Origin of the sequence: Pasteurella testudinis DSM 23072 (assembly GCF_900176075.1) — a bacterium.
Lineage (GTDB): Bacteria > Pseudomonadota > Gammaproteobacteria > Enterobacterales > Pasteurellaceae > Chelonobacter > Chelonobacter testudinis.
In genome coordinates this window covers 14,663-37,756 of record NZ_FWWV01000011.1, presented here as the reverse complement: position 1 = coordinate 37,756, position 23,094 = coordinate 14,663, and the positions used below count along the sequence as shown (strand labels likewise).

Annotated in this window: 20 protein-coding genes; 6 read left to right on the top strand and 14 right to left on the bottom strand. The window is 48.1% G+C overall.

The genetic code is table 11. The annotated features are described in order from the left end of the window. Positions 1-121: 121 nt before the first annotated feature. Positions 122-1,162, bottom strand: a complete 1,041-nt coding sequence (gene ompA / locus B8880_RS05800) for a porin OmpA (RefSeq protein WP_084256682.1) — start codon at positions 1,160-1,162, stop codon at positions 122-124. A 350-nt stretch (positions 1,163-1,512) separates the two neighbouring features. Further along, on the bottom strand, positions 1,513-2,559 hold the full coding sequence (ompA, locus tag B8880_RS05795; protein ID WP_084256681.1) for a porin OmpA: 1,047 nt from the start codon (positions 2,557-2,559) through the stop codon (positions 1,513-1,515). 385 nt (positions 2,560-2,944) lie between these two features. Between ompA (B8880_RS05795) and ydiJ the strand changes: the two genes are divergently transcribed. Genes ydiJ through hemH form a run of 3 tightly spaced genes read left to right on the top strand, consistent with a single transcriptional unit; the run spans position 2,945 to position 7,463 of the window. Further along, a complete protein-coding gene (ydiJ, locus tag B8880_RS05790; protein ID WP_084256680.1) occupies positions 2,945-6,016 on the top strand; it encodes a D-2-hydroxyglutarate dehydrogenase YdiJ in 3,072 nt (1,023 codons plus the stop codon). Positions 6,017-6,040: 24 nt separating this feature from the next. Continuing rightward, positions 6,041-6,478, top strand: coding sequence for a PaaI family thioesterase (locus B8880_RS05785; RefSeq protein WP_084256679.1), 438 nt, complete (start codon positions 6,041-6,043; stop codon positions 6,476-6,478). Between the two features lie 22 nt (positions 6,479-6,500). Further along, positions 6,501-7,463: a ferrochelatase gene (gene hemH / locus B8880_RS05780; RefSeq protein ID WP_084256678.1), complete on the top strand. Its 963-nt coding sequence runs from the start codon at positions 6,501-6,503 to the stop codon at positions 7,461-7,463. 154 nt (positions 7,464-7,617) lie between these two features. On the opposite strand, the gene ftsH is transcribed toward hemH, so the two are convergent. Both ftsH and rlmE read right to left on the bottom strand, forming a co-directional pair. Further along, positions 7,618-9,573 (bottom strand): ATP-dependent zinc metalloprotease FtsH, encoded by a 1,956-nt coding sequence (gene ftsH, locus B8880_RS05775; protein WP_084256677.1) that lies wholly within the window; start codon positions 9,571-9,573, stop codon positions 7,618-7,620. A gap of 60 nt (positions 9,574-9,633) precedes the next feature. Continuing rightward, complete coding sequence (rlmE, locus tag B8880_RS05770) at positions 9,634-10,263, bottom strand: 23S rRNA (uridine(2552)-2'-O)-methyltransferase RlmE (protein WP_084256676.1); 630 nt, start codon at positions 10,261-10,263, stop codon at positions 9,634-9,636. Between the two features lie 142 nt (positions 10,264-10,405). Here rlmE and yhbY point away from each other — a divergent pair, with 142 nt between their 5' ends. After that, entirely contained in the window at positions 10,406-10,705 is a 300-nt protein-coding gene (yhbY, locus tag B8880_RS05765) for a ribosome assembly RNA-binding protein YhbY (protein ID WP_084256675.1), read from the top strand. 58 nt (positions 10,706-10,763) lie between these two features. Here the strand turns inward: yhbY and greA are convergent, their stop codons facing one another. Further along, a complete protein-coding gene (gene greA, locus B8880_RS05760; RefSeq protein WP_084256674.1) occupies positions 10,764-11,243 on the bottom strand; it encodes a transcription elongation factor GreA in 480 nt (159 codons plus the stop codon). 230 nt (positions 11,244-11,473) lie between these two features. Here greA and dacB point away from each other — a divergent pair, with 230 nt between their 5' ends. Together dacB and tpx are read left to right on the top strand one after the other, a co-directional pair. Further along, positions 11,474-12,931, top strand: a complete 1,458-nt coding sequence (gene dacB, locus B8880_RS05755) for a serine-type D-Ala-D-Ala carboxypeptidase (RefSeq protein WP_418889028.1) — start codon at positions 11,474-11,476, stop codon at positions 12,929-12,931. A gap of 27 nt (positions 12,932-12,958) precedes the next feature. After that, positions 12,959-13,456: a thiol peroxidase gene (tpx, locus tag B8880_RS05750; protein ID WP_084256672.1), complete on the top strand. Its 498-nt coding sequence runs from the start codon at positions 12,959-12,961 to the stop codon at positions 13,454-13,456. A 52-nt stretch (positions 13,457-13,508) separates the two neighbouring features. Here the strand turns inward: tpx and rnd are convergent, their stop codons facing one another. The 9 genes from rnd to B8880_RS05705 all read right to left on the bottom strand — a co-directional run bounded on the left by rnd (position 13,509) and on the right by B8880_RS05705 (position 22,882). Further along, entirely contained in the window at positions 13,509-14,639 is a 1,131-nt protein-coding gene (gene rnd, locus B8880_RS05745; RefSeq protein WP_084256671.1) for a ribonuclease D, read from the bottom strand. 138 nt (positions 14,640-14,777) lie between these two features. Next, on the bottom strand, positions 14,778-15,053 hold the full coding sequence (locus B8880_RS05740) for a type II toxin-antitoxin system RelE/ParE family toxin (protein ID WP_084256670.1): 276 nt from the start codon (positions 15,051-15,053) through the stop codon (positions 14,778-14,780). Then, a complete protein-coding gene (locus B8880_RS05735) occupies positions 15,046-15,339 on the bottom strand; it encodes a type II toxin-antitoxin system RelB/DinJ family antitoxin (RefSeq protein WP_084256669.1) in 294 nt (97 codons plus the stop codon). The genes B8880_RS05740 and B8880_RS05735 overlap by 8 nt, the downstream gene beginning before the upstream one ends. Before the next feature lie 97 nt (positions 15,340-15,436). Beyond that, entirely contained in the window at positions 15,437-17,122 is a 1,686-nt protein-coding gene (gene fadD / locus B8880_RS05730; protein WP_084256668.1) for a long-chain-fatty-acid--CoA ligase FadD, read from the bottom strand. Positions 17,123-17,167: 45 nt separating this feature from the next. Beyond that, entirely contained in the window at positions 17,168-17,716 is a 549-nt protein-coding gene (locus tag B8880_RS05725) for a Slp family lipoprotein (protein ID WP_084256667.1), read from the bottom strand. Between the two features lie 38 nt (positions 17,717-17,754). Next, positions 17,755-18,477 (bottom strand): tRNA (adenosine(37)-N6)-threonylcarbamoyltransferase complex dimerization subunit type 1 TsaB, encoded by a 723-nt coding sequence (tsaB, locus tag B8880_RS05720; protein ID WP_084256666.1) that lies wholly within the window; start codon positions 18,475-18,477, stop codon positions 17,755-17,757. A gap of 13 nt (positions 18,478-18,490) precedes the next feature. Further along, positions 18,491-20,410: a DNA repair helicase YoaA gene (gene yoaA / locus B8880_RS05715; protein ID WP_084256665.1), complete on the bottom strand. Its 1,920-nt coding sequence runs from the start codon at positions 20,408-20,410 to the stop codon at positions 18,491-18,493. A 9-nt stretch (positions 20,411-20,419) separates the two neighbouring features. Next, entirely contained in the window at positions 20,420-21,793 is a 1,374-nt protein-coding gene (radA, locus tag B8880_RS05710) for a DNA repair protein RadA (protein WP_084256664.1), read from the bottom strand. Positions 21,794-21,811: 18 nt separating this feature from the next. After that, a complete protein-coding gene (locus B8880_RS05705; protein WP_084256663.1) occupies positions 21,812-22,882 on the bottom strand; it encodes a CYTH domain-containing protein in 1,071 nt (356 codons plus the stop codon). Between the last annotated feature and the right edge of the window lie 212 nt (positions 22,883-23,094).

The following is a 23,094-nucleotide window of genomic DNA, read 5'->3' as shown; positions in this document are numbered from 1 at the left end:
TTCGGATTATCCACTAATCGAGAATTGTACAGTATTTTGTTGCCGACGCTCAATTTATTCGATTCAAGGCATTAAAAAACCCGCACTTGGCGGGTTTTAGAAAATCAGCTAATGCTTTAAATTACATAGCAACAGATTTAGCACCTTGAACCGCAACTTCTACGCGACGATCTGGGGCTAAACAAGCGATTAACGCTTTACGGCCGTTAACTGCATCACAGTTAGAACCGGTCACCGGATTTGCTTTACCGTAACCCACTGCAGTTACGTTAGCTTGATCAACGCCTTTAGAAACCAAGTAGTTTGCTACGGTTTCAGCACGTTTCTCAGATAATTTTTGGTTGTAAGCATCTGAACCGATACGGTCGGTGTAACCCGCTACGTTGTAGTTAGGGTTTGCCAAACCGGAGTTGCTCACTTCAGCAGTCATACCGTCTAACGCTTCAGAACCACCGGCTTTTAAGCTGGATTTGTTGAAGTCAAACAATACGTCTGAGCTGAATGCGAATTTTTTGGTTACGATTTCAGGTGCTGCAGCAACGCCTTGACCGAAACGGTAAGACAGACCGGCTGTTACAGAACCGATATCCGGACGATAGTCTGCACGAGAACCATCTGCATATTTCAATTTACCGACGTTATTTAACCATTGATATTCTACACGCAACGCCAAAGAAGGCAGAATTGCATACTCAACACCACCGGCAAAGACTGCTGATGTTTTTAAGCTATGCTCACGCCCTAAAGCAGACGCATCTCCGTAAGTTTTATAATCAGAACGCACTAATGCAGCACCTACTCGTGCATATACGTCTAAATCAGACAATACTGGGTAGCTTGCTTTTAAGCTTAAATGAGTACCGTGATTAGTGTGCTTAGCAATAGTTTTACCATTATTTCTTAATTTAGCACGGCCAAAATCATCGTAACCTAACTCAACTGCGAAGTTGTCAGTGATTTGGTAACCACCGAACACTCCGTAAGTTACAGAATTACGGTGTGTTCCTATAACACCTGGAACTTCAAATTGTTCTAATCCGTCATGAAAAGACGCCCAACCAGCTTTCGCACCGGCATAGAAAGTGTTAGCCTGTGGCGCTGCTTGTGCTACGGATGCTAATGCCAAGCCAGAGATAGCTAATGCAATTGCAGTTTTTTTCATTTTGATGATCCTCTATTTGTTTTCATCTATGATATAAACTTCGCTATAGCACGCATCACTCAGCTTCAATTGAAGTAAATAATGCGGCTATTGAAATCTATATATAAGTTTTGATTCGCACCTAAATAAGCTGAATCGTCCTATACTCTTTTATAATAATTCATCCACTAAGTGAATTGAGTATTTGCAAATTATCCTAGTAGTTTTAAATAAAATCAACACTTCTTACAAAAAATAGCTCACTTTTTAATCATTTAAGCCAAATTAACCGCTTTTTTAGCGGGGATACCCGATATTTCGCCATAAAAAACCCGAGAATCCTCGGGTTTTTATCAGGCTAAAACGGGTTATTACATAGTAACTGTTTTAGCACCTTGGACGGATACTTCTACACGACGATCTGGAGCCAAACATGCGATCAGTGCTTTACGGCCTTTAACTGTATCACAGTTAGAACCGGTCACCGGATTTGCTTTACCGTAACCCACTGCAGTTACGTTTGTTTGCTCAACGCCTTTAGAAACCAAGTAGTTTGCTACGGTTTCAGCACGTTTCTCAGACAATTTTTGGTTGTAAGCATCTGAACCGATACGGTCGGTGTAACCTGCTACATTGTAGTTAGGGTTTGCCAAACCGGATTGAGCCACATCAGATTGCATACCGTCTAACGCTTCAGAACCACCGGCTTTTAAGCTGGATTTGTTGAAGTCAAACAATACGTCTGAGCTGAATGCAAATTTTTTGGTTACGACTTCAGGTGCTGCAGCAACGCCTTGACCGAAACGGTAAGACAGACCGGCTGTTACAGAACCGATGTCCGGACGGTAGTCATCGCTAAAGGTATTCGATTTTTTACCCACGTTGTTCAGCCATTGGTATTCAACACGCAATGCCAATGAAGGAATGATTGCATATTCCAAACCACCGGCAAATACAGCGGAAGCACGCAAGTCGTGGCCACGAGTACCGTTAAGACCGAATGCACTTGGATAAGTTTTATAGTCAGAACGCACTAACGCAGTACCCACACGCGCATAAACATCTAAGTCTGCCAATACTGGATAGCTGGCTTTTAATGTTAAATGAGCACCATGCGCAGTGTGTTTAGCTGTTGTATCGCCTTTATATTTCAGTTTAGCTCGACCAAAATCATCATAACCTAACTCAATCGCTAAGTTATCCGTGATTTGGTAACCACCGAATACGCCATAAGTCACAAAGTTACGTTGGTAACCTGTACCAAAACCATCCAATTTCTCGAATTGAGTCAAACCGTCATGGAAAGATGCCCAACCAGCTTTCGCACCGGTATAGAAAGTATTCGCTTGTGGCGCAGCTTGGGCTACTGAAGCCAAAGCAAAACCGGTGATCGCTAACGCAATTGCAGTTTTTTTCATTTCAAAATTCCTCTTCATTTAGTTGAGTTTCGACCGATTGATATATTAATTAAAGTAATCGGTTAAATCCGAATAGACCGAGTAAAATAAAAATTCATCTATTCCTATACTCAAATACTACTCTGAGTATGCGCCTATTATTATAGTCAATTGTGTTAAAATCAACCTAATTAGACAAATAACACCCATTTTTGTGTGATTTTTAATCATTTTAACCAAAAAATAAACAATTCAATGACATTAACAACATCATTTCCAATGGTTCAATTGAGAAATTTTTTTAAATTTTAGTGTTTTCCATGCACTTTTTTCATGATTTAAATATGCTATATTAACATTCAAATATCGTCGTATTATTGATCACTCAAATTTCGGATACTCTATCATGCTACCGCGTTTGCACACCGTTCCCCAATTAAATAAAACCACCGTTGATTATCTGGCTGCTTTGCGACTGCAACATTTTGAAGGCGATATCGAATCTGCTTACGCTTCACGGCTAAGTTTGGCAACGGATAACAGCGTATACCAGCAATTGCCACAGGCGATTTTGTTTCCGAAAACCGTTGCCGATGTGGTACGGCTGACCAAATTGGCACAACAAGACGCCTTTGCCGCCCTCACGTTTACCCCGCGCGGCGGTGGTACCGGCACCAACGGGCAAGCCTTGAACAACAATATTATCGTTGATCTTTCACGCCATATGAATCAAATTTTGGAGATTAACGTGGAAGAACGCTGGGTTCGCGTACAATCCGGCGTGGTAAAAGATCAGTTGAACCGATACTTGAAACCATTCGGCTTGTTTTTTGCACCGGAGCTTTCCACCAGCAACCGCGCCACTATCGGCGGCATGATCAACACCGACGCCTCAGGACAAGGATCACTGCAATACGGCAAAACCTCCGATCATGTTCTGGCGTTAAAATCGGTATTAGTGAACGGCCAAATACTGGAAACCGACTCGATTTCAAGCGCCGAACTTGAACAAGGCGAGATAACAAGCTCTCCTCAAACTTACCATTTACAACAGGAAATTTATCAACGCTGCAAACAGAATCGCGATACCATTTTATCGCAACTGCCGCAGCTCAACCGTTTTTTAACCGGTTATGATTTAAAGAATGTGTTTAACGAAGATCTGAGCCGATTTAATCTGAGTCGCATCTTAACCGGTTCGGAGGGATCGTTGGCATTTATTTGCGAGGCCAAACTTAATCTGCTGCCGATTCCCAAATACCGCACTTTGATCAACATTAAATATAACTCGTTCGATTCCGCTCTGCGCAATGCGCCGCTGATGCTGCAAGCCAATGCGCTATCGGTCGAAACCATTGATTCGAATGTGCTGAATTTGGCCAAGCAGGATATTATCTGGCATTCGGTCAGTGACTTGCTAGCGGAAGACGAGAACGCCCCGATTCTGGGTTTGAACATCGTCGAATTTGCCGGCAATCAAGAACGTGGGATTGAGAAACGCCTGACCGCACTTTGCCAATTATTGGATCAGCGTATCGCAAACCGGCAAGACGGCATTATCGGTTATCAAATCTGTCACGACCTGCCGTCTATCCTGAAAATTTACGCCATGCGCAAAAAATCCGTCGGCTTGCTCGGCAATGCCAAAGGAGCTGCCAAACCGATTCCGTTTGTCGAAGATACCTGCGTGCCGCCGCAACATTTGGCGGATTACATCGCTGAATTCAGGGCATTGCTCGATCAACACGGCTTGCAATACGGCATGTTCGGACACGTCGACGCCGGCGTGTTGCACGTTCGTCCGGCACTGGATTTATGCGATCCCGAACAAGTCAAGCTGTTCAAGACCCTTTCCGATCAGGTGGTTGAGCTCACTGCGAAATACGGCGGTTTGATCTGGGGCGAACACGGCAAAGGTATGCGGTCTGCCTACGGCGAGCGTTTTTTCGGCGAAAAATTGTGGCGGGAACTGCGCTATATCAAACGGTTATTTGACCCGCACAATCGGCTGAATCCGGGCAAAATCTGTACGCCGTTGGATTCCAACGCCGAGCTGTATCCGATTACCGCCACCATGCGTGCCGATTTTGACCGCCAAATTCCCGTACGTTTACGCGAGGACTATAAGGGGGCGATGACCTGCAACGGCAACGGCTTATGCTTTAATTTTGATGTGCACAGCACCATGTGTCCGTCGATGAAAGTCAGCGCCGACCGCACTTTTTCCCCGAAAGGCCGCGCGGCGTTGGTACGCGAATGGCTGCGTTTGCTCAGCGAACAAAATGTCACGCCCGAACAGTTGGATTTCCGCCAATCGCACACCGTGAAACTCACCGATTTGGTTGAAAAAGTGCGCAACAGCTGGCGCAAAAAACACGGCGAATACGATTTTTCCCATGAAGTCAAACGCGCGATGGACACCTGCCTTGCCTGCAAAGCCTGCGCCAGCCAGTGCCCGATTAAAATTGACGTGCCGACGTTCCGCGCGCAATTCAACCATTTTTATCACAGCCGCTATTTGCGCCCGCTGAAAGATTATGTGGTTTCAAACGTAGAATATGCTGCGCCGCTGATGGCAAAAGCGCCGCGTTTTTTCAATTTTTTCACCGAAGCCAAAATCAGTGGTTATCTAGCGGAGAAAATCATCGGTATGGTCGATCTGCCGAGTTTAAGCAGCCCGTCATTACAGCGGCAACTGGTCGAAATCGGCTATCAGGGCTACTCCTTAGAGCAGCTGGAAACGCTGTCGGCGGCGGATAAAAACAAGATGTTGCTGATTGTGCAAGATCCGTTCACCTCGTTTTATGATGCCAAAGTGGTGGCGGACTTTGTCGCACTGGCGCAAAAACTGGCGTTTAAACCGGTTGTGTTACCATTTAAACCGAACGGCAAAGCGCAGCATATCAAAGGATTTTTAGGCCGTTTTGCCAAAACCGCACGCACTCAGGCGGAATTTTTGAGCCGCTTGGCACGACTGAATCTACCGCTGGTCGGGGTTGATCCGGCGATTGTGTTATCCTATCGGGAAGAGTATCCCGACATTTTACAACAGCAAAATGCGTTTCATGTGCTGACGGCGCACGAATGGCTGTTGCAGCAACTGGAGCAGATCCAAATTGAAAGTGCGGTCAAAGCGCAACAGCCAAACCGCACTTGGTATCTGTTTCCGCACTGCACCGAAGCGAGCGCAATGCCGAACAGTCCGAAACAGTGGCAAAGCATTTTTGCCCATTTCGGCCAAGAGCTAGTCAGCGAAAACGTCGGTTGCTGTGGTATGGCGGGCACGTTCGGACATGAAAGCCAACATCTCGCAATGTCGAAAGCGATTTATCAACTCTCTTGGCAGCAAAAACTGAAAAAATATGATCCTCGCTTTTGTTTGGCAAGCGGTTACTCTTGCCGCAGCCAAGTCAAACGCATGGAACATTGGCAGCCGAAACACCCTGTGCAGGCGTTGCTGTCGCTATTAAATCAATAGACCATAACACGGGCAGGAAAGAATATAATGTGGAAAAAAGCGTTATCATTGCAGCAACTCAATCAATTTTGCCGGCAAAGTGCGGTCAGTCACCTCGGCATTCATTTCAGTGCGCAAGGCGAAAACTGGCTGGAGGCGCAATTGACCGTAGATCAACGCAGCTGCCAACCGATGGGCTATTTGCACGGCGGTATTTCAGCCACCCTTGCCGAAACGGTCGGTTCGTTAGCCGGATTTTGTTGTGTCGATGACGATTTTTTTGTGGTCGGCACCGAAATCAATGCCAGCCATCTGCGTCCGGTCAAAAAAGGCACGACCGTTACCGCCCGCGCAACGCCGGCACGGTTAGGGCGCAGTACGCAAGTCTGGCAAATCGAGTTGCGTGATGAACAGCAACAGCTGTGTTGTGCCGCCCGTCTGACCCTGGCGGTGGTGCATAAACCCGTGATCAATCAAAAATAGACGATAAACAAAAAGGATAACAATGAATAATCAAACCGGTGTATTACTGGTCAATCTCGGCACGCCGTCTGCGCCCACCGCAAATGCGGTGAAACGCTATTTAAAACAGTTTCTGTCTGATCCGCGCGTAATCGACTTGCCGCGTTTACAATGGTCGTTTATTTTAAACTGCCTTATTTTACCGAAACGTTCGCCGCGCGTCGCCAAACTGTATCAATCGATTTGGACCGAACAAGGTTCGCCGCTGCTGGCGATCGGGCGTGAGCAGGCGGAAAAACTGCAAGCCTATTTTGCCGCGCAAAACACCGAGTTACATATTGAGCTGGCAATGACCTATGGCGAGCCGTCAATGCAAAGTGCGGTGGATAAATTAATCGCGCGAAAAGTAAAAAAAATCATTGTGTTGCCACTCTATCCGCAATACAGCAGCACCACCACCGCCAGCGTTTTCGATGCGTTTGCCGCGGCGCTGAAAGCGCATCGGGCAATGCCGGAGATCGAGTTTATACACCACTATCACCAACATCCGCTCTACATCAGTGCGCTGGCAAACAGTATTCGCCCGACCTTAACTGCGGACGAGCGGCTGATTTTCTCTTTTCACGGCATTCCCGAACGTTATCAGCAGGAAGGCGACTACTACGCCGAACACTGCCGCCAAACCGCACTTTTAGTGGCGCAAACGCTGGGGTTAAGCGAGAACCAGTGGCAAGTGACCTTTCAATCCCGTTTCGGCAAAGAGCCTTGGCTGCAACCCTATACCGATGAAACGCTGGAAAAATTAGCCCAAAACGGACAGCATGCGGTGGCAATCGCCTGCCCGGGATTTGCGGTCGATTGTTTGGAAACATTGGAGGAGATCGCCGAAGAGAACCGTGAAATCTTCCTGCACAACGGTGGAAAATCCTACCGCTATATCCCTGCGCTGAACGCTTCCGACGATCATATCCGGTTGTTGGCAGATTTGATTGAAGTGCGGTTGTAAACTGGTAATAGCCGCGGTTAAGCGCGAATAAACGTTAAACCAATAACGTTAAAAAATAGCGTTAAAAAATAAAAAGTCCGTTGGAGCGTTTCCGGCGGACTTTTTTATCACTGACTTTTTATTGTCTAATGTTTGTTAGGTAAAAATCGCAAAATTAGGCTTTATCGTTATTTTCCGGCTCACCCTTTTCGTGATCCTCACGATCAGAAATGACTTCTTCCTCTAACTCGTTCGGCGCAGGCGGTTGTTTCGCTTGCTGATCCGCACTTTGACTAGCGGAAGCCGGTTTTTCGTCACCGTCCCAGCCCGGAGGCGGAGTAACATCACGGCGTTCCATCAACTGCTTGATTTGCTCTTCTTCGATGGTTTCATATTTCATCAACGCGTCTTTCATTGCATGCAAGATATCCATATTCTCTAGCAGCAATTGTCTGGCACGCTTATAGTTGCGTTCGACAATCTCGCGCACCTCTTCATCAATCAGATGTGCGGTGTCATCAGACATGTGTTTGGCTTTCGCCATTGAGCGCCCCAAAAAGACTTCACCGTCGTCTTCGGCGTATAAAATCGGCCCCAACTTGTCGGAGAAGCCCCATTCGGTCACCATTTTACGCGCAATATTGGTGGCGACTTTAATATCGTTCGAAGCACCGGTCGAAATATTCTCTTCGCCGTAAATCAAGTCTTCCGCCAAACGTCCGGCATATAATGTGGACAATTTACTTTCCAGCTGTTTGTGGCTGATGCTGACCTGATCCCCTTCCGGCAAGAAGAACGTCACCCCCAGCGCACGGCCCCGCGGAATAATCGTCACTTTATGCACCGGATCATGTTCCGGCACCAAATAACCCACAATCGCATGACCTGCTTCATGATATGCCGTCGATTCTTTCTGTTTCTCGGTCATAATCATAGTACGGCGCTCCGGTCCCATATTAATTTTGTCTTTGGCTTTTTCAAACTCCACCATCGTCACAATGCGTTTGTTGGTACGCGCGGCGAAAAGTGCGGCCTCATTGACCAAGTTTGCCAAATCCGCACCGGAATAACCCGGAGTACCGCGTGCAATCACCATCGGATCAACATCCGGCGAAATCGGCACTTTGCGCATATGGACTTTCAAAATATGTTCGCGGCCACGCACGTCAGGCAAGCCGACAGTCACTTGACGGTCAAAACGTCCCGGACGGGTCAATGCCGGATCCAGCACATCCGGACGGTTGGTTGCCGCAATCACGATCACGCCGGAATTGCCCTCGAAACCGTCCATTTCTACCAGCATTTGGTTTAAGGTTTGTTCGCGTTCATCATGTCCGCCGCCTAATCCCGCACCACGTTGGCGACCAACCGCATCAATTTCATCGATAAAAATCAAACAAGGTGCGGCTTTTTTGGCTTGGTCGAACATATCACGCACCCGCGACGCCCCGACCCCGACAAACATTTCTACGAAATCAGAACCAGAAATCGTAAAAAACGGCACTTTGGCTTCGCCGGCAATCGCTTTTGCCAACAAGGTTTTACCGGTTCCCGGCGGCCCGACCATCAAAATCCCTTTCGGAATTTTACCGCCCAATTTTTGGAAGCGGCTCGGATCACGCAAAAAGTCAACCACTTCGCCCACTTCCTCCTTGGCCTCATCACAACCGGCCACATCGGAAAAACGGGTGGTATTCTGTTCTTCGGTCATCATGCGGGCTTTGCTTTTGCCAAAGCTCATCGCTTTGCCGCCACCGCCCTGCATCTGGCGCATGAAGAAGATCCAGACACCGATTAATAACAGCATCGGAAACCATGAAATCAGGATTTGTGAGAATAATCCGCGTTTTTCAGGCGGAGTACCGGAAACCTTGATATTTTTCTTAATCAAATCGTCCAAAATTTTGGCGTCATAAATCGGCATTACCGTTTGATAGCGATCGCCGTTATTTTTGGTCACGGTGATTTGACTCTCATCAAACCGCACTTCGGTCACCTGACTATTACCGACATCGTTTACAAACGTGGTGTAATCCACTCCGCTTCGCGCATCAGGATCGGAATTAAAACTTTGAAACACGGACATCAGGATTACCCCGATCACCGTCCACAAAATTAGGTTTTTTATCATGTCGTTCTTCAAGGCTCGACCTCGTTATTTCCTTGTTTAACAAATCAGTAGCATAGATTACTATAATTTGTAACCCGTTGCCACAATATATACCTCCCGCGAGCGACCACGGGAAGCCTCCGGCTTACGCACTTTTACCACACTGAACAGAGAACGGATCTCTTTCAGGTATTCGTCAAATCCTTCGCCCTGAAAGACTTTGACCACAAAACTGCCTTTGTTGGCCAGCACTTGACGGCACATATCCAACGCCAATTCGACCAAATACATCGCGCGCGGAATATCCACCGACGGCATCCCGCTGAAATTCGGCGCCATATCGGATAATACCACGTCGACCTTACCGTCACCTACCCGTTCCAAGAGCGCGCTTAACACACTTTCTTCACGGAAATCCCCTTGCAGGAAATCCACGCCGGCAATCGGATCCATATCCAAAATATCGCACGCAATCACCCGCCCTTTACTGCCGATCTGCTTGACCACATACTGTGACCAACCGCCCGGCGCTGCGCCCAAATCCACTACCGTCATATTCGGTTTGAACAGACGATCGCTCTGTTGCAGTTCGTCCAGTTTGAAATAGGCACGCGAACGTAATTTTTGTTTATGTGCCTTTTGCACAAAGTGATCTTTAAAATGTTCATTTAACCAGCGGGTTGAGCTGGCAGAACGTTTTTTCTTTCCCATTTTCTCTATCTCTTGAGATAATTACCTAACTCAAGCGGTAATTATGTTAATATGGCACTTAAATTAATAGATTCAAGTCTAAATAATCAATTATTTAAACTTTCTATTGGTTAGATTATACCTACATTTAAAAGGATTTTTTATGGCAATCAGCTTAACCACCAAACAAAAACAATTTTTAAAAGGCCTGGCACACAATTTGAAACCGGTTGTCATGCTTGGCGCGAACGGCTTGACGGAAGGTGTCGTTGCTGAAATCGACAATGCGTTAAACCATCACGAACTGATTAAAGTGAAAATTGCCGGTGCGGAACGCGAAACCAAGCAATTAATCATTGATGCGATTGTACGCGAAACCGCAGCGGCGGCAGTACAATTAATCGGTCACACCTTGGTACTTTACCGTCCAAGCAAAGAACCGAGCATTCGCCTGCCAAAGTAACGAAACATGACCAAAAGTCACGAGATGTGACAAAAAGTGCGGTTTTCACCGCACTTTTTTATTCCTGATACAGCACATCGACAATATCAAACTCCACTCTACCGCCGGGCGTGGTAATCGCAACATTATCATCCACTTCTTTACCGATCAAACCGCGTGCAATCGGTGAGTTGACCGAAATTAAACCGCTCTTGATATCAGCCTCGTCGTCGCCGACGATTTTATAGCTGACCTCGTCTTCCGTGTCGATATTCATCAGCACCACCGTCGCTCCGAAAATCACCTTGCCGTTATTTTTCATCTTGGTGATGTCGATAACCTGACAGTTGGACAGCTTGGCTTCGATATCCTGAATGCGCCCCTCGCAAAAGCCTTGTTGCTCACGCGCCGCATGGTACTCGGCATTCTCTTTCAAATCGCCGTGTTCACGCGCTTCGGCAATCGCCTTGATAATTTCCGGACGACGCACGTTTTTCAAAAAATCCAGCTCTTCTTTTAATTTTTCCGCACCGCGTACGGTCATAGGAATTTGTTTCATAGCTTTCTCACTTTTACAATAAGCATTTTCTACAGACAAAACAAAACCACGGCATAATGCGTTATGCCGTAGTCAAAAAATAATCGGGATTTCGCCGAAAAGCACGATTTACACAGGATGACAATTTGCCCGGAAATAATCGTTTACCTCTTTGGCTGATGGCTCTATTATGGAGATCTTATAAAAAAAGGCAACCTTAAAAATAGCGGTTAAAATCCACACGCATTCGAATTATGAAACTATCCCGACCTTCTTTATTGAGAATATTTGCGTTTTCATTGCTTAACATCACTTTTTTCAGCGGCGGCCCTGCCCAAGCCGCAGTGAATCTCGCAGACTATGTTTCCTACCTGCCGAGCGGCGCCAGTGTCGGCTTTGTCGCGGAAAATTTAAACCGCCAGCAAACGATTGCCGATTACAACCGGCAAACCCTGATGTTGCCTGCCAGCACGCAAAAAGTCTTTACCGCACTTGCCGCCAAATTGGCCTTGGGGGATCAATTCCTGTTTACTACGGATTTGGTCAGCAGTGCAAAAATCGCCGGCAAAACCCTGCAAGGGGATTTGAGCATTCGTTTCAGCGGCGATCCGACATTGCGCAGCGGCCAGCTTTACCAACTGCTGGCCAAACTGAAACAGCAAGGCGTGGATACTATCAAGGGCAATATCATATTGGACACCAGCATTTTTAACAGTCATGACCGCGGTTTGGGCTGGATTTGGAATGATTTGACCATGTGTTTTAACGCACCGCCGTCTGCCGCCAGTATCGACGGCAACTGTTTCTCGGTCGAGCTTAACGCCAGCGGCGCAAACGGTGATTTGGTGCAAGCAACCGTGCCGTCACATTTTCCGGTACAAGTGTTCAGCCAAGTGCGGATCGTATCGGTACAAGAAGCGGGCAATTGTGCCTTCGATGTGGTGGTTAATGATAATAACCGCTACACCCTGAAAGGTTGCATGGCTCGTCAGGCCAAACCGTTCGGCTTAAGCTTTGCCGTGCAAGATACCGATGCCTATGCCATTGCGATTGTCATGAGCCAATTAAAAAAATTGGGAATTAACGTCAACGGTAGCATTCTGTTGGCAATCAAACCGGTTGACGGAAGTGTACTGGCAAGCCATGTTTCCAAGCCGCTGCCGGATTTGCTCAAACAGATGATGAAGAAATCGGACAATCAGATTGCAGACAGCCTGTTCCGCCGTATCGGCTATCAATATTACCGAAAACCGGTTTCATTCCAGCAAAGTGCCACCGCAATGCGGCAAATTTTAAGCAAACGGGCGGGAATTGATTTCGGCAACAGCCAGATCGCCGACGGTTCCGGACTGTCACGACAAAATTTAATCAGTCCGACCGCACTTTTGCAGGCATTGGATTATATCAATGCGCATGAAAGTTCGCTCAATTTATTAGACACCTTCCCCATCGCCGGACACGACGGAACCTTGAGCGGACGCGGTTCGATGGGCGAAGCGCCGCTGGCGAAAAACCTGATCGCCAAAACCGGCGCATTAAAAGGAGTTTATAATCTGGCCGGATTCATGCACAATGCTAAAGGCGAACGTATCGCTTTTGTGCAATTTGTCAACGGCTACTCGACCGGCGATTTAGAGAGCCGCACCAAACGCAGTCCGTTGGTTAATTTTGAAAAAGGCGTGTTTACCGCACTTTATCAAGAACCTTAAATTGAAAATTCAAAAAGGAGAAGTACAATGACAACAGTAACCCTAGGCGGCAATCCAATCGAGGTGAAAGGCGCATTTCCGACGGCCGCAAGCTATGTTGCGGATTTCACGCTGACTGCCACTGATTTGAGTGAAGTCGCATTAAGCAGCTATGCCGGCAAGCGTAAAATCCTCAATATTTTCCCAAGTATCGACACCGGCGTATGCGCCACTTCGGTACGCAAATTCAACCAACAGGCGGCGGATTTGGATAACACGGTTGTGTTGTGTATTTCTGCGGACTTGCCTTTTGCCCAAGCCCGTTTTTGCGGTGCGGAAGGGTTGGAAAATGTCGTCACCTTATCCAGCTTTAGAAACCGCACTTTTGCCGAGGATCTGGGGGTTGCCATTGCCAGCGGACCGTTGAGCGGCTTAACCGCCAGAGCGGTGATCGTGTTAGACCAAGAAAACAAGGTGCTGCACAGCGAATTAGTGCCTGAAATCAAACAAGAACCGGATTATGATGCGGCGTTAAGCGTGCTTTAGTCTGTCAAACGTCGGGTGCAATCTTCTTGCTGCCCGACGATAACATCGCTTATCAAACCACTGACTGCAATAATTGCAGCAACACCTCGCCATACGGCTTGCGCCAGCCTTGTAATATTCGTGGCAATTTCTCTGGCGCCGATTGTTCCAGCCACACCCATTTAATCAATTGATGTAAGACTTTGCGACTGGCCAGATTTTCTTTGGCGATCTCCGGCGGACAAATTTCGCTCAGTTTGTGTTGCAATGCTTTCAAGGTGGTTTTATAGCGTGGTAAAATCGCAATCTGTTCAATGGCTTGCGGATACTGTTCACTTTCGGCTTTTTGCGCCTGCGCGATCAGTTGCAACACCTTTTTGCCATGCCGCCGCACTTCATTCGGGTGAAAGCCTAAATCCAGCAGTTCCGACGTATGCTTAGCCTGCGTTTCGGCGGCTTGATACAGCGCCTGTTCTTTGATCACAAAATTCAGCGCCAAATCCCGCTCCATCGCCACGTTCATGCGCCACTTTGCCAACAGTTTCAGACTGAGTAAACGCTCGTTCTGCAAGCGCCATGCGTTCCCGATTTTTAAATAGGCATTTTCCGGATTGTCCGGCTCGGCGGCGCGTGTTAACAGAAAATCGCACTCCTCCGCAACCGCACTTTGCCACTCCGTTTGCGCCAATAACGGTTGCATTTTGTGGTAAAGCGGCAATAGATACCACACATCGGCAGCGGCATATTGCAGCTGTTGTTCGGATAACGGACGGGCAAGCCAATCGGTACGCGAAGCGCCTTTATCCAATTCCAAACCAAAATAGTGCGCCACCAGCTTGGCAAAACCGGTGGAATTCTGGAAACCGAGAAAATCCGCCATAATCTGGGTGTCAATCATCGGTTTCGGCTGTTGTTGGAAATAGGTCTGAAAGACTTCCAGATCTTCACTGCAAGCGTGCAGGATCTTCAAGACATGATGATCGGCTAAAAGCGCGGTAAAGGGGCTCAAATCGTCGATTGAGAGCGGATCAATCAAACTCAACCGTTCGCCGTCATACAGCTGAATCAATCCCAACTTGGGATAAAAAGTGCGGGTACGGATAAATTCGGTGTCCAGCGCTACCGCACTTTTTTGGCGAGCCTGTTGGCAGACGGTTTGCAGTTGTTTGTTACTATTGATCCAGAGGTAGTCAAGTGGTTGCATTTTGTGATCTCGGTTAATTATCGGGCGTTAATTTCACATAGGAAAAAACATATCAATGAACTGTTTGGGTGGTATACTAACCTCTCGAATCAAAGCAGTACTCAATGCGCCGCCATATAATTTTTATTGGGGTTAAAACTAAGGCCATTGTTGTGCCGAATTCAGCACGCGTAATATTCTGATAGCGGATTCAGTTTCTTGATACACAAGGATATAATTCCTCCAAGCCACTAACTCACGCGTTCCCTCGACTCGTCCAAGTCGTCCCATTTTGGGAAAATCCAACAATTTTTCGGCTTTCATTTCAAGATTATCTTTTACTCGTTGCGCAACTTCTACGCTATCATCAGATATATAATCGACTATTGCCAACAAATCTTCACGCGCCGGTTCTAGCCACACCAAATCAGGCACGATAACGTTTCCTATCAATTAAAGCTTGCACCTCGCCCATCACTTTTTTATGCGGAACGGCGGCACGGGTATCCTCCAGCGCTTCTTTTACTTTATTGCGAAACCAAAGATCATACGCCTCCGGATCCATCGTCAGACCAGCCGGCAAACCGCCCTCTTTGGTAATGCGAGTCAACAAAATACGAACCGCATCCGATATTGTCAAACCAACGGCAGCAAGTTTTTCTGCTGCTTCCACTTTCAATTCATCATCGATCCGCACATGTAACATTGATGTTTGGGCCATCGTTTATTCTCCTATTGCTAAACGGGATCTTATTATGTATCTCAAATGAGATACAATCAAGGGGAAAGTGCGCACGATGTGCTGCATTACACACATCTTATACGTTAGCCCGCTTTGCCAATTCTTCATCTCTAACCGCGCGGCGTAAAATTTTGCCGACATTGCTTTTCGGCAATTCCTCCCTAAACTCAATTTCACGCGGCATTTTATAACCGGTCAAATGTGTGCGGCAATGTTTGCGAAGCTCTTCGGCGGTCAGGGTGTCATCACGTTTCACTACAAAGATTTTCACCGCTTCGCCGGCATTGGCGTCCGGCACGCCGATTGCCACCACTTCCAGTACTTTGTAATTCAACATCACCACGTCTTCGATTTCATTCGGATACACATTAAAGCCGGAAACAATAATCATGTCTTTCTTGCGGTCAACGATTTTCAGGTTTTTATCTTCGCCCATCACCACAATATCACCGGTTGCCAGCCAGCCGTCTTTCAGCACTTCGGCAGTGGCTTCAGGACGCTGCCAATACCCTTGCATCACCTGATCGCCTTTCACCCACAATTCGCCGCGTTCGCCTAGCGCGGCTTCGCTGCCGTCGTCTTTGATAATTTTAATGTCGGTATTCGGAATCGGTACGCCGATATTACCGTTATGCTCGGTTGAATGCGGCGGACAAGCGGCAATCAACGGCGAGCATTCGGTCATGCCGTACCCTTCGATAATATTGGTACCGGTCAGTTTATGCCAGCGATCCGCCACCGCCTGATTAACCGACATTCCGCCGGCAACCGACAATTTTAACTTGGAAAAATCCAGCTCGCGGAAATTTTCATTATTCAGCAAGGCATTAAATAGGGTGTTTACGCCGGTAATCGCCACATAGGGGTGACGGCGCAGCTCTTTGACAAAACCGTTAATATCGCGCGGATTGGTGATCAACACGCCGGTCAAGCCTAATTCAATAAACAACAAGCAATTGATAATCAAGGCAAACGCATGATACAGCGGCAGCGCGATAATGGCTTCACGCACGAGAGAATCTTGCACGAACGGATTGGCAACCCACTTTGCCTGAAAAATATTGGTCAAAATGTTTTTATGGCTTAACATCGCCCCTTTTGCCACGCCGGTCGTGCCGCCGGTATATTGCAGAAAGGCCAAATCTTCAGCAACGACTTGTGGTTTAACGTATTGGCGCATTTTGCCGATACTCAACACTTCGCGAAACGTCACCGCCCCCGGCAATTTATATTTCGGCACCAGCTTTTTGATGTATTTCACCACAAAATTGACCAAATTCCGTTTGCCGAACGACAACTGATCGCCCATACGGGTTAAAATAACGTGTTTCACATCGGTTTCCGCCACGACGCTTTCCAGCGTGGCGGCAAAGTTGGACACCACCACGATCGCCACCGCGCCGCTGTCTTGCAGCTGGTGTTCCAGCTCGCGCGGCGTATAGAGCGGATTGACATTCACCACCACCATGCCGGCACGCAATACGCCGAACAGCGCAATCGGATACTGCAACAAATTCGGCATCATCAACGCCACCCGATCGCCTTTTTTCAGTTTTAACACGTTTTGCAAATAAGCGGCAAAAGCCCGACTGCGCTCCTCCAGTTTGCGGAAAGTCAGCACTTTTCCCATATTGATATAAGCGGCTTGATCAGGTCGTTCACGCACGGTATTTTCAAACATTTCCAACAAAGAGCGGTATTTGTCCGTTTTAATCACGCGCTCGGCACCTTCCGGGTAGTTGTCAAACCAAATTTTTTCCATATTTATTCCTGTTATTATTTATTGTTTTTCTTTATCAGTCTGTTGTTAACGTAATGCGGCACGCGGTTTCCACATCGGAAAGCCGCCCCAAGACCGTCCGTAACGGTATGAATCCCAATAGTCAAACCACTCTTCTTCATCATAATAGTATTCAACCACCTGCTGCCAAATACGATAGTTGTCGGCTTTAATCAGCGGATAAATATAATCCGCCTGATCAATTTTACCGTCGCGTTTGCCGCTCAAAGCCCCTTTTACCGTAATATATTGGTTTTCCAGACTGAGCGGATCGACAAAGCCGTTTAAGATGGCAATAAAACGGCCGTCGCTATGGCTGCCCAGCACCGGCTTGGCGGTAAAACGATCAATGGTCATACTCAATATTTCAACTTCCGTCGTATTATTTTTCAGCACCGCCGCTTTAATCACTTTTCCGCCCAAGCGCACTTGCTGGCATTGACAGTCAAAATCCGCCGTTGCCAATTGCGAATAGCTAATCAGGGCGTTATCGCCGCGATCCAAGCCCTGTGGTGCCAGTTGGCAACCGCTTAACATCGCACTGAGTACCAGCACAATCCAGATAAACTTTTTCATCTCATGCTCCTTAATAGATAGCCGACCATCTCACCCGATTACTCCCGCCCGGGGAGTTTTTTCCAGGTCACTTGATTGCGCAGATACACCGGCTCAATCTCCAGTGCCGTGGAATAATCCTGTTGTTGCCAAGCCAAGCGTGCCAATGGCAACATATACTTCGCCGATGGCAACAGAATATCACATTTATTTAACAACACGGTAGTCTGTTCAAACTGCGGATAAGCCGCCCAGCCGGTACCGACACAGACCGCACTTGGCAAGGACTGTGTCTGCAATTGCCGTAATACCGAATCCGGTGACAAAACCTGTTCGTCAAGCACCGCTTGCCAAGCCGCGTATTCCTGTTGCCCGACAAAGTGCGGTTGGTAGCGTAACCCTGCAAAATAGACTTCGTCCATGCGCGCATCGATCGCCGCCAACACCTGTGTGTGCCCTGCTTGTTGATAGGCGGCTTGTGCCATGGCAGTTAAATTGGAAACCGGAATCACCGGCAAATCCGCCCCTAATGCCAGCCCTTGCGCAATACCACTGCCGATGCGCACGCCGGTAAAACTACCGGGGCCGCGTCCGAATACCAACGCATCAACTTGCTTCAACCCAATGCCCGCCTCCGCCAAAATTTCATCAATCATCGGCAAAATTCGGCGCGTATGCGCTTTCGGACTGAGTTCGTCCTGCGCCAATATTTCACCGTGATGCCACAACGCCACCGAACAGGCTTCGGTTGCCGTATCCAAGGCTAATAAAGTTGTTTTCATAAATAGTGTTGCCTTATTTTTTCTGTAAAAATTCAATTACCCTGTTTAAATCGCGGGTTCGGCCGGCATTCGGCAAACTCTTTAAAAAGGTTTCGCCGTAGGGACGCATCACCAAACGGGAATCGCAGATAATAATCACGCCGCGATCGGTCACGTCACGAATCAGCCGCCCAACGCCTTGCTTCAAACTGATAACCGCACTTGGCAATTGTACCTGATTAAACGGATCACCGCCTTTCAAACGGCAATCCTCAATCCGCGCTTTCAATAGCGGTTCGTCCGGTGCGGTAAACGGCAGCTTATCAATAATCACCAGCGACAGCGCCTCGCCGCGCACATCAACCCCTTCCCAGAAGCTGGAAGTCGCCACCAGTACCGAATGGCTTTCCTGCACGAATTTCTCCAACAACCGCCCTTTCGCCATTTCACCTTGTAACAACACGGACAATTCGCTGTGTTCGCGCAGGTATTCCGCCAAGCCGCGCATCATCATGTAAGAGGTACACAGCACAAAACAGCGCCCCTGGTTGGCTTCGATCACCGGCAATAACATTTCCCCCAAGCGGCTCAATGTCTGTTTTTGATTGCTGGCGGGCAAAAAACGCGGTACGCATAATAATGATTGTTTGGGATAATCAAACGGCGAATGCAACACTTTGCGCTCCCCCCGTTCAATCCCCATGCGCTCGCAGAAAAAATCAAAACTGCCGCCGACTTCCAGCGTCGCCGAGGTGAAAATCCAACCGGCTTTTTGTTGTTTTAGCTGTTCGCCGAATTTATCCGCCACCGTCAACGGGGTCAAATGCAGCCCGAACTGGCGGTTAAAGGTTTCGTACCAATAACAATAACCGGTGATCGCGGTATCTAAAATCCGCTTGAATTGTGTTTGAATGCTCTGGATCCGTTCGAAAATACTGTCCAGTGTTTGCGAACGCCCCAACGCCAGTTTGACCACATCATGCACGAATTCCAGATTTTCCTGCAGGTGTTGCACCGCTCTTTGCACACTGTCGTTGGTCAGCAATTCACGCAAATTCCCTCTTAGGTTGCCGTCTCCCATCATCAGACGAAAATCCTGCACTACCTTTTGCAGGTGATCCGCTGCCGTGCCCAGTTGCTTCAAATCTTTCACTTCGGTGCGGTAACAAAGGTTAATATCGCGGCAGAGATCGAACAGTTGACGCGACGTAATGGATTGGCCGAAATATTGGCTGGCAATATCCGGCAATTGGTGGGCTTCATCAAAAATGATGATTTTGGCATCAGGAATCAGTTCGCCGAAGCCGTTCTCTTTGACCGCCATATCGGCACAAAACAGGTGATGGTTGACCACCACCAAATCTGCGTCCAGCGCTTTTTTGCGTGCTTTCGACACATAGCAGTCGGCATAATTGGGGCAATCGCTGCCCAGACAGCTTTCGGCGGTGCTGGTCAGCTGCGGTAAAATCGGGCTGTCTTCCGCCAAATCGGCACACTCGCTTAAATCGCCGTCGACCGTTGCAGTTTGCCATTTGCGCACCACCGATAATTGCGCCAGCACCGATTTATCGCCGAGCACGCCGTCGGCAATCAGTTTGTCCAAGCGCTCCAAGCACAAATAGTTTGAGCGTCCTTTCAGCAATGCCAACTTGCCGCTGTAGCCCAAGGCGTTTTGAATAGTCGGCAGATCGCGTTTAAACAGTTGATCTTGCAGATTTTTTGAACCGGTGGAAATAATGGTTTTTTGCCCCGACAACATTGCCGGCACCAAATAAGCAAAGGTTTTACCGGTTCCCGTGCTGGCTTCGATCACCAGTTGATCCTGCCGTTCAATCGCTTGCTCCACCGCCTGCGCCATTTCCACTTGTTCGCGACGCGGGCGGAATTGGCGGATGTGACGGCTCAACATTCCGTCATCGGCAAAAGCCGCCGTGACCGTGTGCTCCCGGCTCATCGTTTATCCTTAGAAATCATCTAACACCGCCAGTGCGTCCGCCAATTTTTTCACGGTGAAAACCTGCATCTGCTCAATATTGTATTTCGGTTTGTTGGCAAACGGCACAATCGCACGGCGAAATCCGTGTTTTGCCGCTTCGCTGATCCGCTCTTGCCCGCTGGTGACCGGACGGATTTCGCCGGACAATCCCACTTCGCCGAATACCACCAAATCTTGCGGTAAAGGGCGGTTACGGAAGCTGGAGATCAACGCCAACAATAAGGCTAAATCCGCGCCGGTTTCCGCTACTTTGACACCGCCGACCACATTGACAAACACGTCCTGATCGGACATTTGTACGTTGCCGTGGCGGTGCAACACCGCCAACAGCAACGCCAAGCGGTTCTGCTCCAAACCGACCGCCACCCGCCGCGGATTCGCCAACATCGAATGATCGACCAACGCCTGAATTTCCACCAATAACGGACGGGTTCCTTCCCACAACACCATCACCGAGCTGCCCGAACTTTGTTCTTCGCCACGACTTAAAAAGATTGCCGACGGATTTTTCACTTCGCGCAACCCTTGTTCGGTCATGGCAAACACGCCCAGTTCGTTCACTGCGCCGAAGCGGTTTTTATGGCTGCGCAAAGTGCGGTAGCGCGAATCGGCTTCGCCTTCGAGCAGAATCGAGCAGTCGATACAGTGTTCCAACACTTTCGGCCCTGCCAGCGTGCCGTCTTTGGTGACGTGTCCGACCATAATAATCGCCACCTGTTTGGTTTTGGCATAACGGGTTAAAAACGAAGCGCACTCGCGCACCTGCGCCACACTGCCAGGCGAGGACTGAATATCCGCCAAGTGCATGACTTGAATCGAGTCGATCACAATCACTTTCGGCTTTTCTTGATCGGCAATATTACAAATCTGTTCCACCGAAGTTTCCGACAGCATTCTGAGCTTGTCCGTCGGCAAACCCAAACGGTTGGCACGCATCGCCACCTGTTGCAGCGACTCTTCGCCGGTTACATACAGGGTCGGCATTTGCGCCGCCAAGCTGCACATCACTTGCAATAACAGGGTGCTTTTGCCTGCGCCGGGGTGTCCGCCGATCAGGATCGCACTGCCCGGCACGATCCCGCCGCCCAACACCCGATCCAGCTCGCTGAAACGGCTGCTGAAACGCGGCGTTTCCTGCAAGCTGATTTCCGACAGGGTTTGTACTTTCGCATTGGTTTCACCGGCATAACCGCTGAAACGATCGCCTTTGGCAACGCTGCTGACCAAACGCACTTCGCTGATGGTATTCCACGCTTTGCAGGCGCTGCACTGCCCTTGCCAGCGCACATAATCGGCGCCGCAATCGTTGCAGACATAGGCTTTTTTCGGGGCTTTCGCCATAATGTATGTTATCCTTGCTTAACGCAGCGTCAGTTTGATTAAGGTTAATTGACGTTTCACCAAACTGCCGCGGTGCAATAATTCCAGCAAACGTTGCGCATTCAATGTCGCATCGGTCGCGGTTTGTAAGTCAGTGATCTTTTGCAGTATCCGTTGGTTCAGCTCGATAAATTCCTGTATTGAGTCCTCATCCAGACATATTTTGTGCTGTTTGGCGCTGAGCTGTTGTTGATAAGCCTGCCATATGAGCGATTCCTGCTGTTGATAATAGCGGTATAATACGGAAAATGCCTCTAGTCCGTGCTGTAACTGTTGCTCGCTCAACGCGGCATGTGTCAACAACTCGATATAAGATTCGCTTAAGGTTTGTTCATAGCTCAGTAACTCGCTCAAAACCGCACTTGGATTATCGGCTTGCTGCGCTAACCGCTGTGACAAGGATTGCCATACGCTTTGCCAATCAAAAGCAAGCGGCGGCAAGACACCGGCAAGCTGATAACCGCGCTTAGCCTTACTCACCGCCCCCAAGCGAATACCGTCCGTCAAACTCAAATATTCGACGAAAGTCAACAAGTCGTCAACACTGCCGTGTTTTAATTCGAACTCGGCTTCGCAAATCGGTTCAACTCGATCGCCGGCTTCAATTTCGCCTTGATCAAGCGCTACTTCAATATTGGCGCCGTTACCCAATTCGATCACCCACGCCTGACGTAAAAAATCCGTGCTGAAAATCGGTTTTAATCCGGCTTGTAACTCGTCCAGCGGGCGCTCAAGCTGTAAATCGCCATAGCGGTTTAAACCGTGCAGCTGCGGCACCGCACTTTCCAATTCGACATCATATTCCGGTCGCATATGCAGTCCGCCGATCACTTTACCGTCGGTTTTCAGAGTCAAGATAAACTGTTCGTTTATCGTTCTGACCCGCAATCCCATACGCTGTGACGAAAAAAAATAATCGGGGGTATCATAGTAGCAATTCCCCAACACCTGCTGGGTGTGAGATAAAACCTTAAAACTCGCCATTTCTTTACTTAAAAAAGCTGCAAATGTTTGGTTAACCAAAAGTTTTAATTCTATTTCTGCGCTCATACATCAGTCCTGCTGGTTTTATCGGTGTCTATTCAATATGACAATTTGATTACAATTTAGCAAAAAAGGCTTATTTCTCAAATTAAAATCGTGAGTTATGCGGTACTTTCGGTTATTATGCGACATTATTTCCGTAGGATTCGCTTTCATTCCTGACAAGGCGCATAAGCCCAGACAGTATAAACTGTGCGATAAGCGCCATGCCGTATCGA

Bases quoted from the DNA above. Each gene is read 5' to 3' on its own strand.
- ompA (WP_084256682.1), bottom strand. From the start codon at position 1,162: ATGAAAAAAACTGCAATTGCATTAGCTATCTCTGGCTTGGCATTAGCA.
- ompA (WP_084256681.1), bottom strand. From the start codon at position 2,559: ATGAAAAAAACTGCAATTGCGTTAGCGATCACCGGTTTTGCTTTGGCT.
- ydiJ (WP_084256680.1), top strand. From the start codon at position 2,945: ATGCTACCGCGTTTGCACACCGTTCCCCAATTAAATAAAACCACCGTT.
- hemH (WP_084256678.1), top strand. From the start codon at position 6,501: ATGAATAATCAAACCGGTGTATTACTGGTCAATCTCGGCACGCCGTCT.
- ftsH (WP_084256677.1), bottom strand. From the start codon at position 9,573: ATGATAAAAAACCTAATTTTGTGGACGGTGATCGGGGTAATCCTGATG.
- rlmE (WP_084256676.1), bottom strand. From the start codon at position 10,263: ATGGGAAAGAAAAAACGTTCTGCCAGCTCAACCCGCTGGTTAAATGAA.
- yhbY (WP_084256675.1), top strand. From the start codon at position 10,406: ATGGCAATCAGCTTAACCACCAAACAAAAACAATTTTTAAAAGGCCTG.
- greA (WP_084256674.1), bottom strand. From the start codon at position 11,243: ATGAAACAAATTCCTATGACCGTACGCGGTGCGGAAAAATTAAAAGAA.
- tpx (WP_084256672.1), top strand. From the start codon at position 12,959: ATGACAACAGTAACCCTAGGCGGCAATCCAATCGAGGTGAAAGGCGCA.
- rnd (WP_084256671.1), bottom strand. From the start codon at position 14,639: ATGCAACCACTTGACTACCTCTGGATCAATAGTAACAAACAACTGCAA.
- B8880_RS05735 (WP_084256669.1), bottom strand. From the start codon at position 15,339: ATGGCCCAAACATCAATGTTACATGTGCGGATCGATGATGAATTGAAA.
- fadD (WP_084256668.1), bottom strand. From the start codon at position 17,122: ATGGAAAAAATTTGGTTTGACAACTACCCGGAAGGTGCCGAGCGCGTG.
- B8880_RS05725 (WP_084256667.1), bottom strand. From the start codon at position 17,716: ATGAAAAAGTTTATCTGGATTGTGCTGGTACTCAGTGCGATGTTAAGC.
- tsaB (WP_084256666.1), bottom strand. From the start codon at position 18,477: ATGAAAACAACTTTATTAGCCTTGGATACGGCAACCGAAGCCTGTTCG.
- yoaA (WP_084256665.1), bottom strand. From the start codon at position 20,410: ATGAGCCGGGAGCACACGGTCACGGCGGCTTTTGCCGATGACGGAATG.
- radA (WP_084256664.1), bottom strand. From the start codon at position 21,793: ATGGCGAAAGCCCCGAAAAAAGCCTATGTCTGCAACGATTGCGGCGCC.
- B8880_RS05705 (WP_084256663.1), bottom strand. From the start codon at position 22,882: ATGAGCGCAGAAATAGAATTAAAACTTTTGGTTAACCAAACATTTGCA.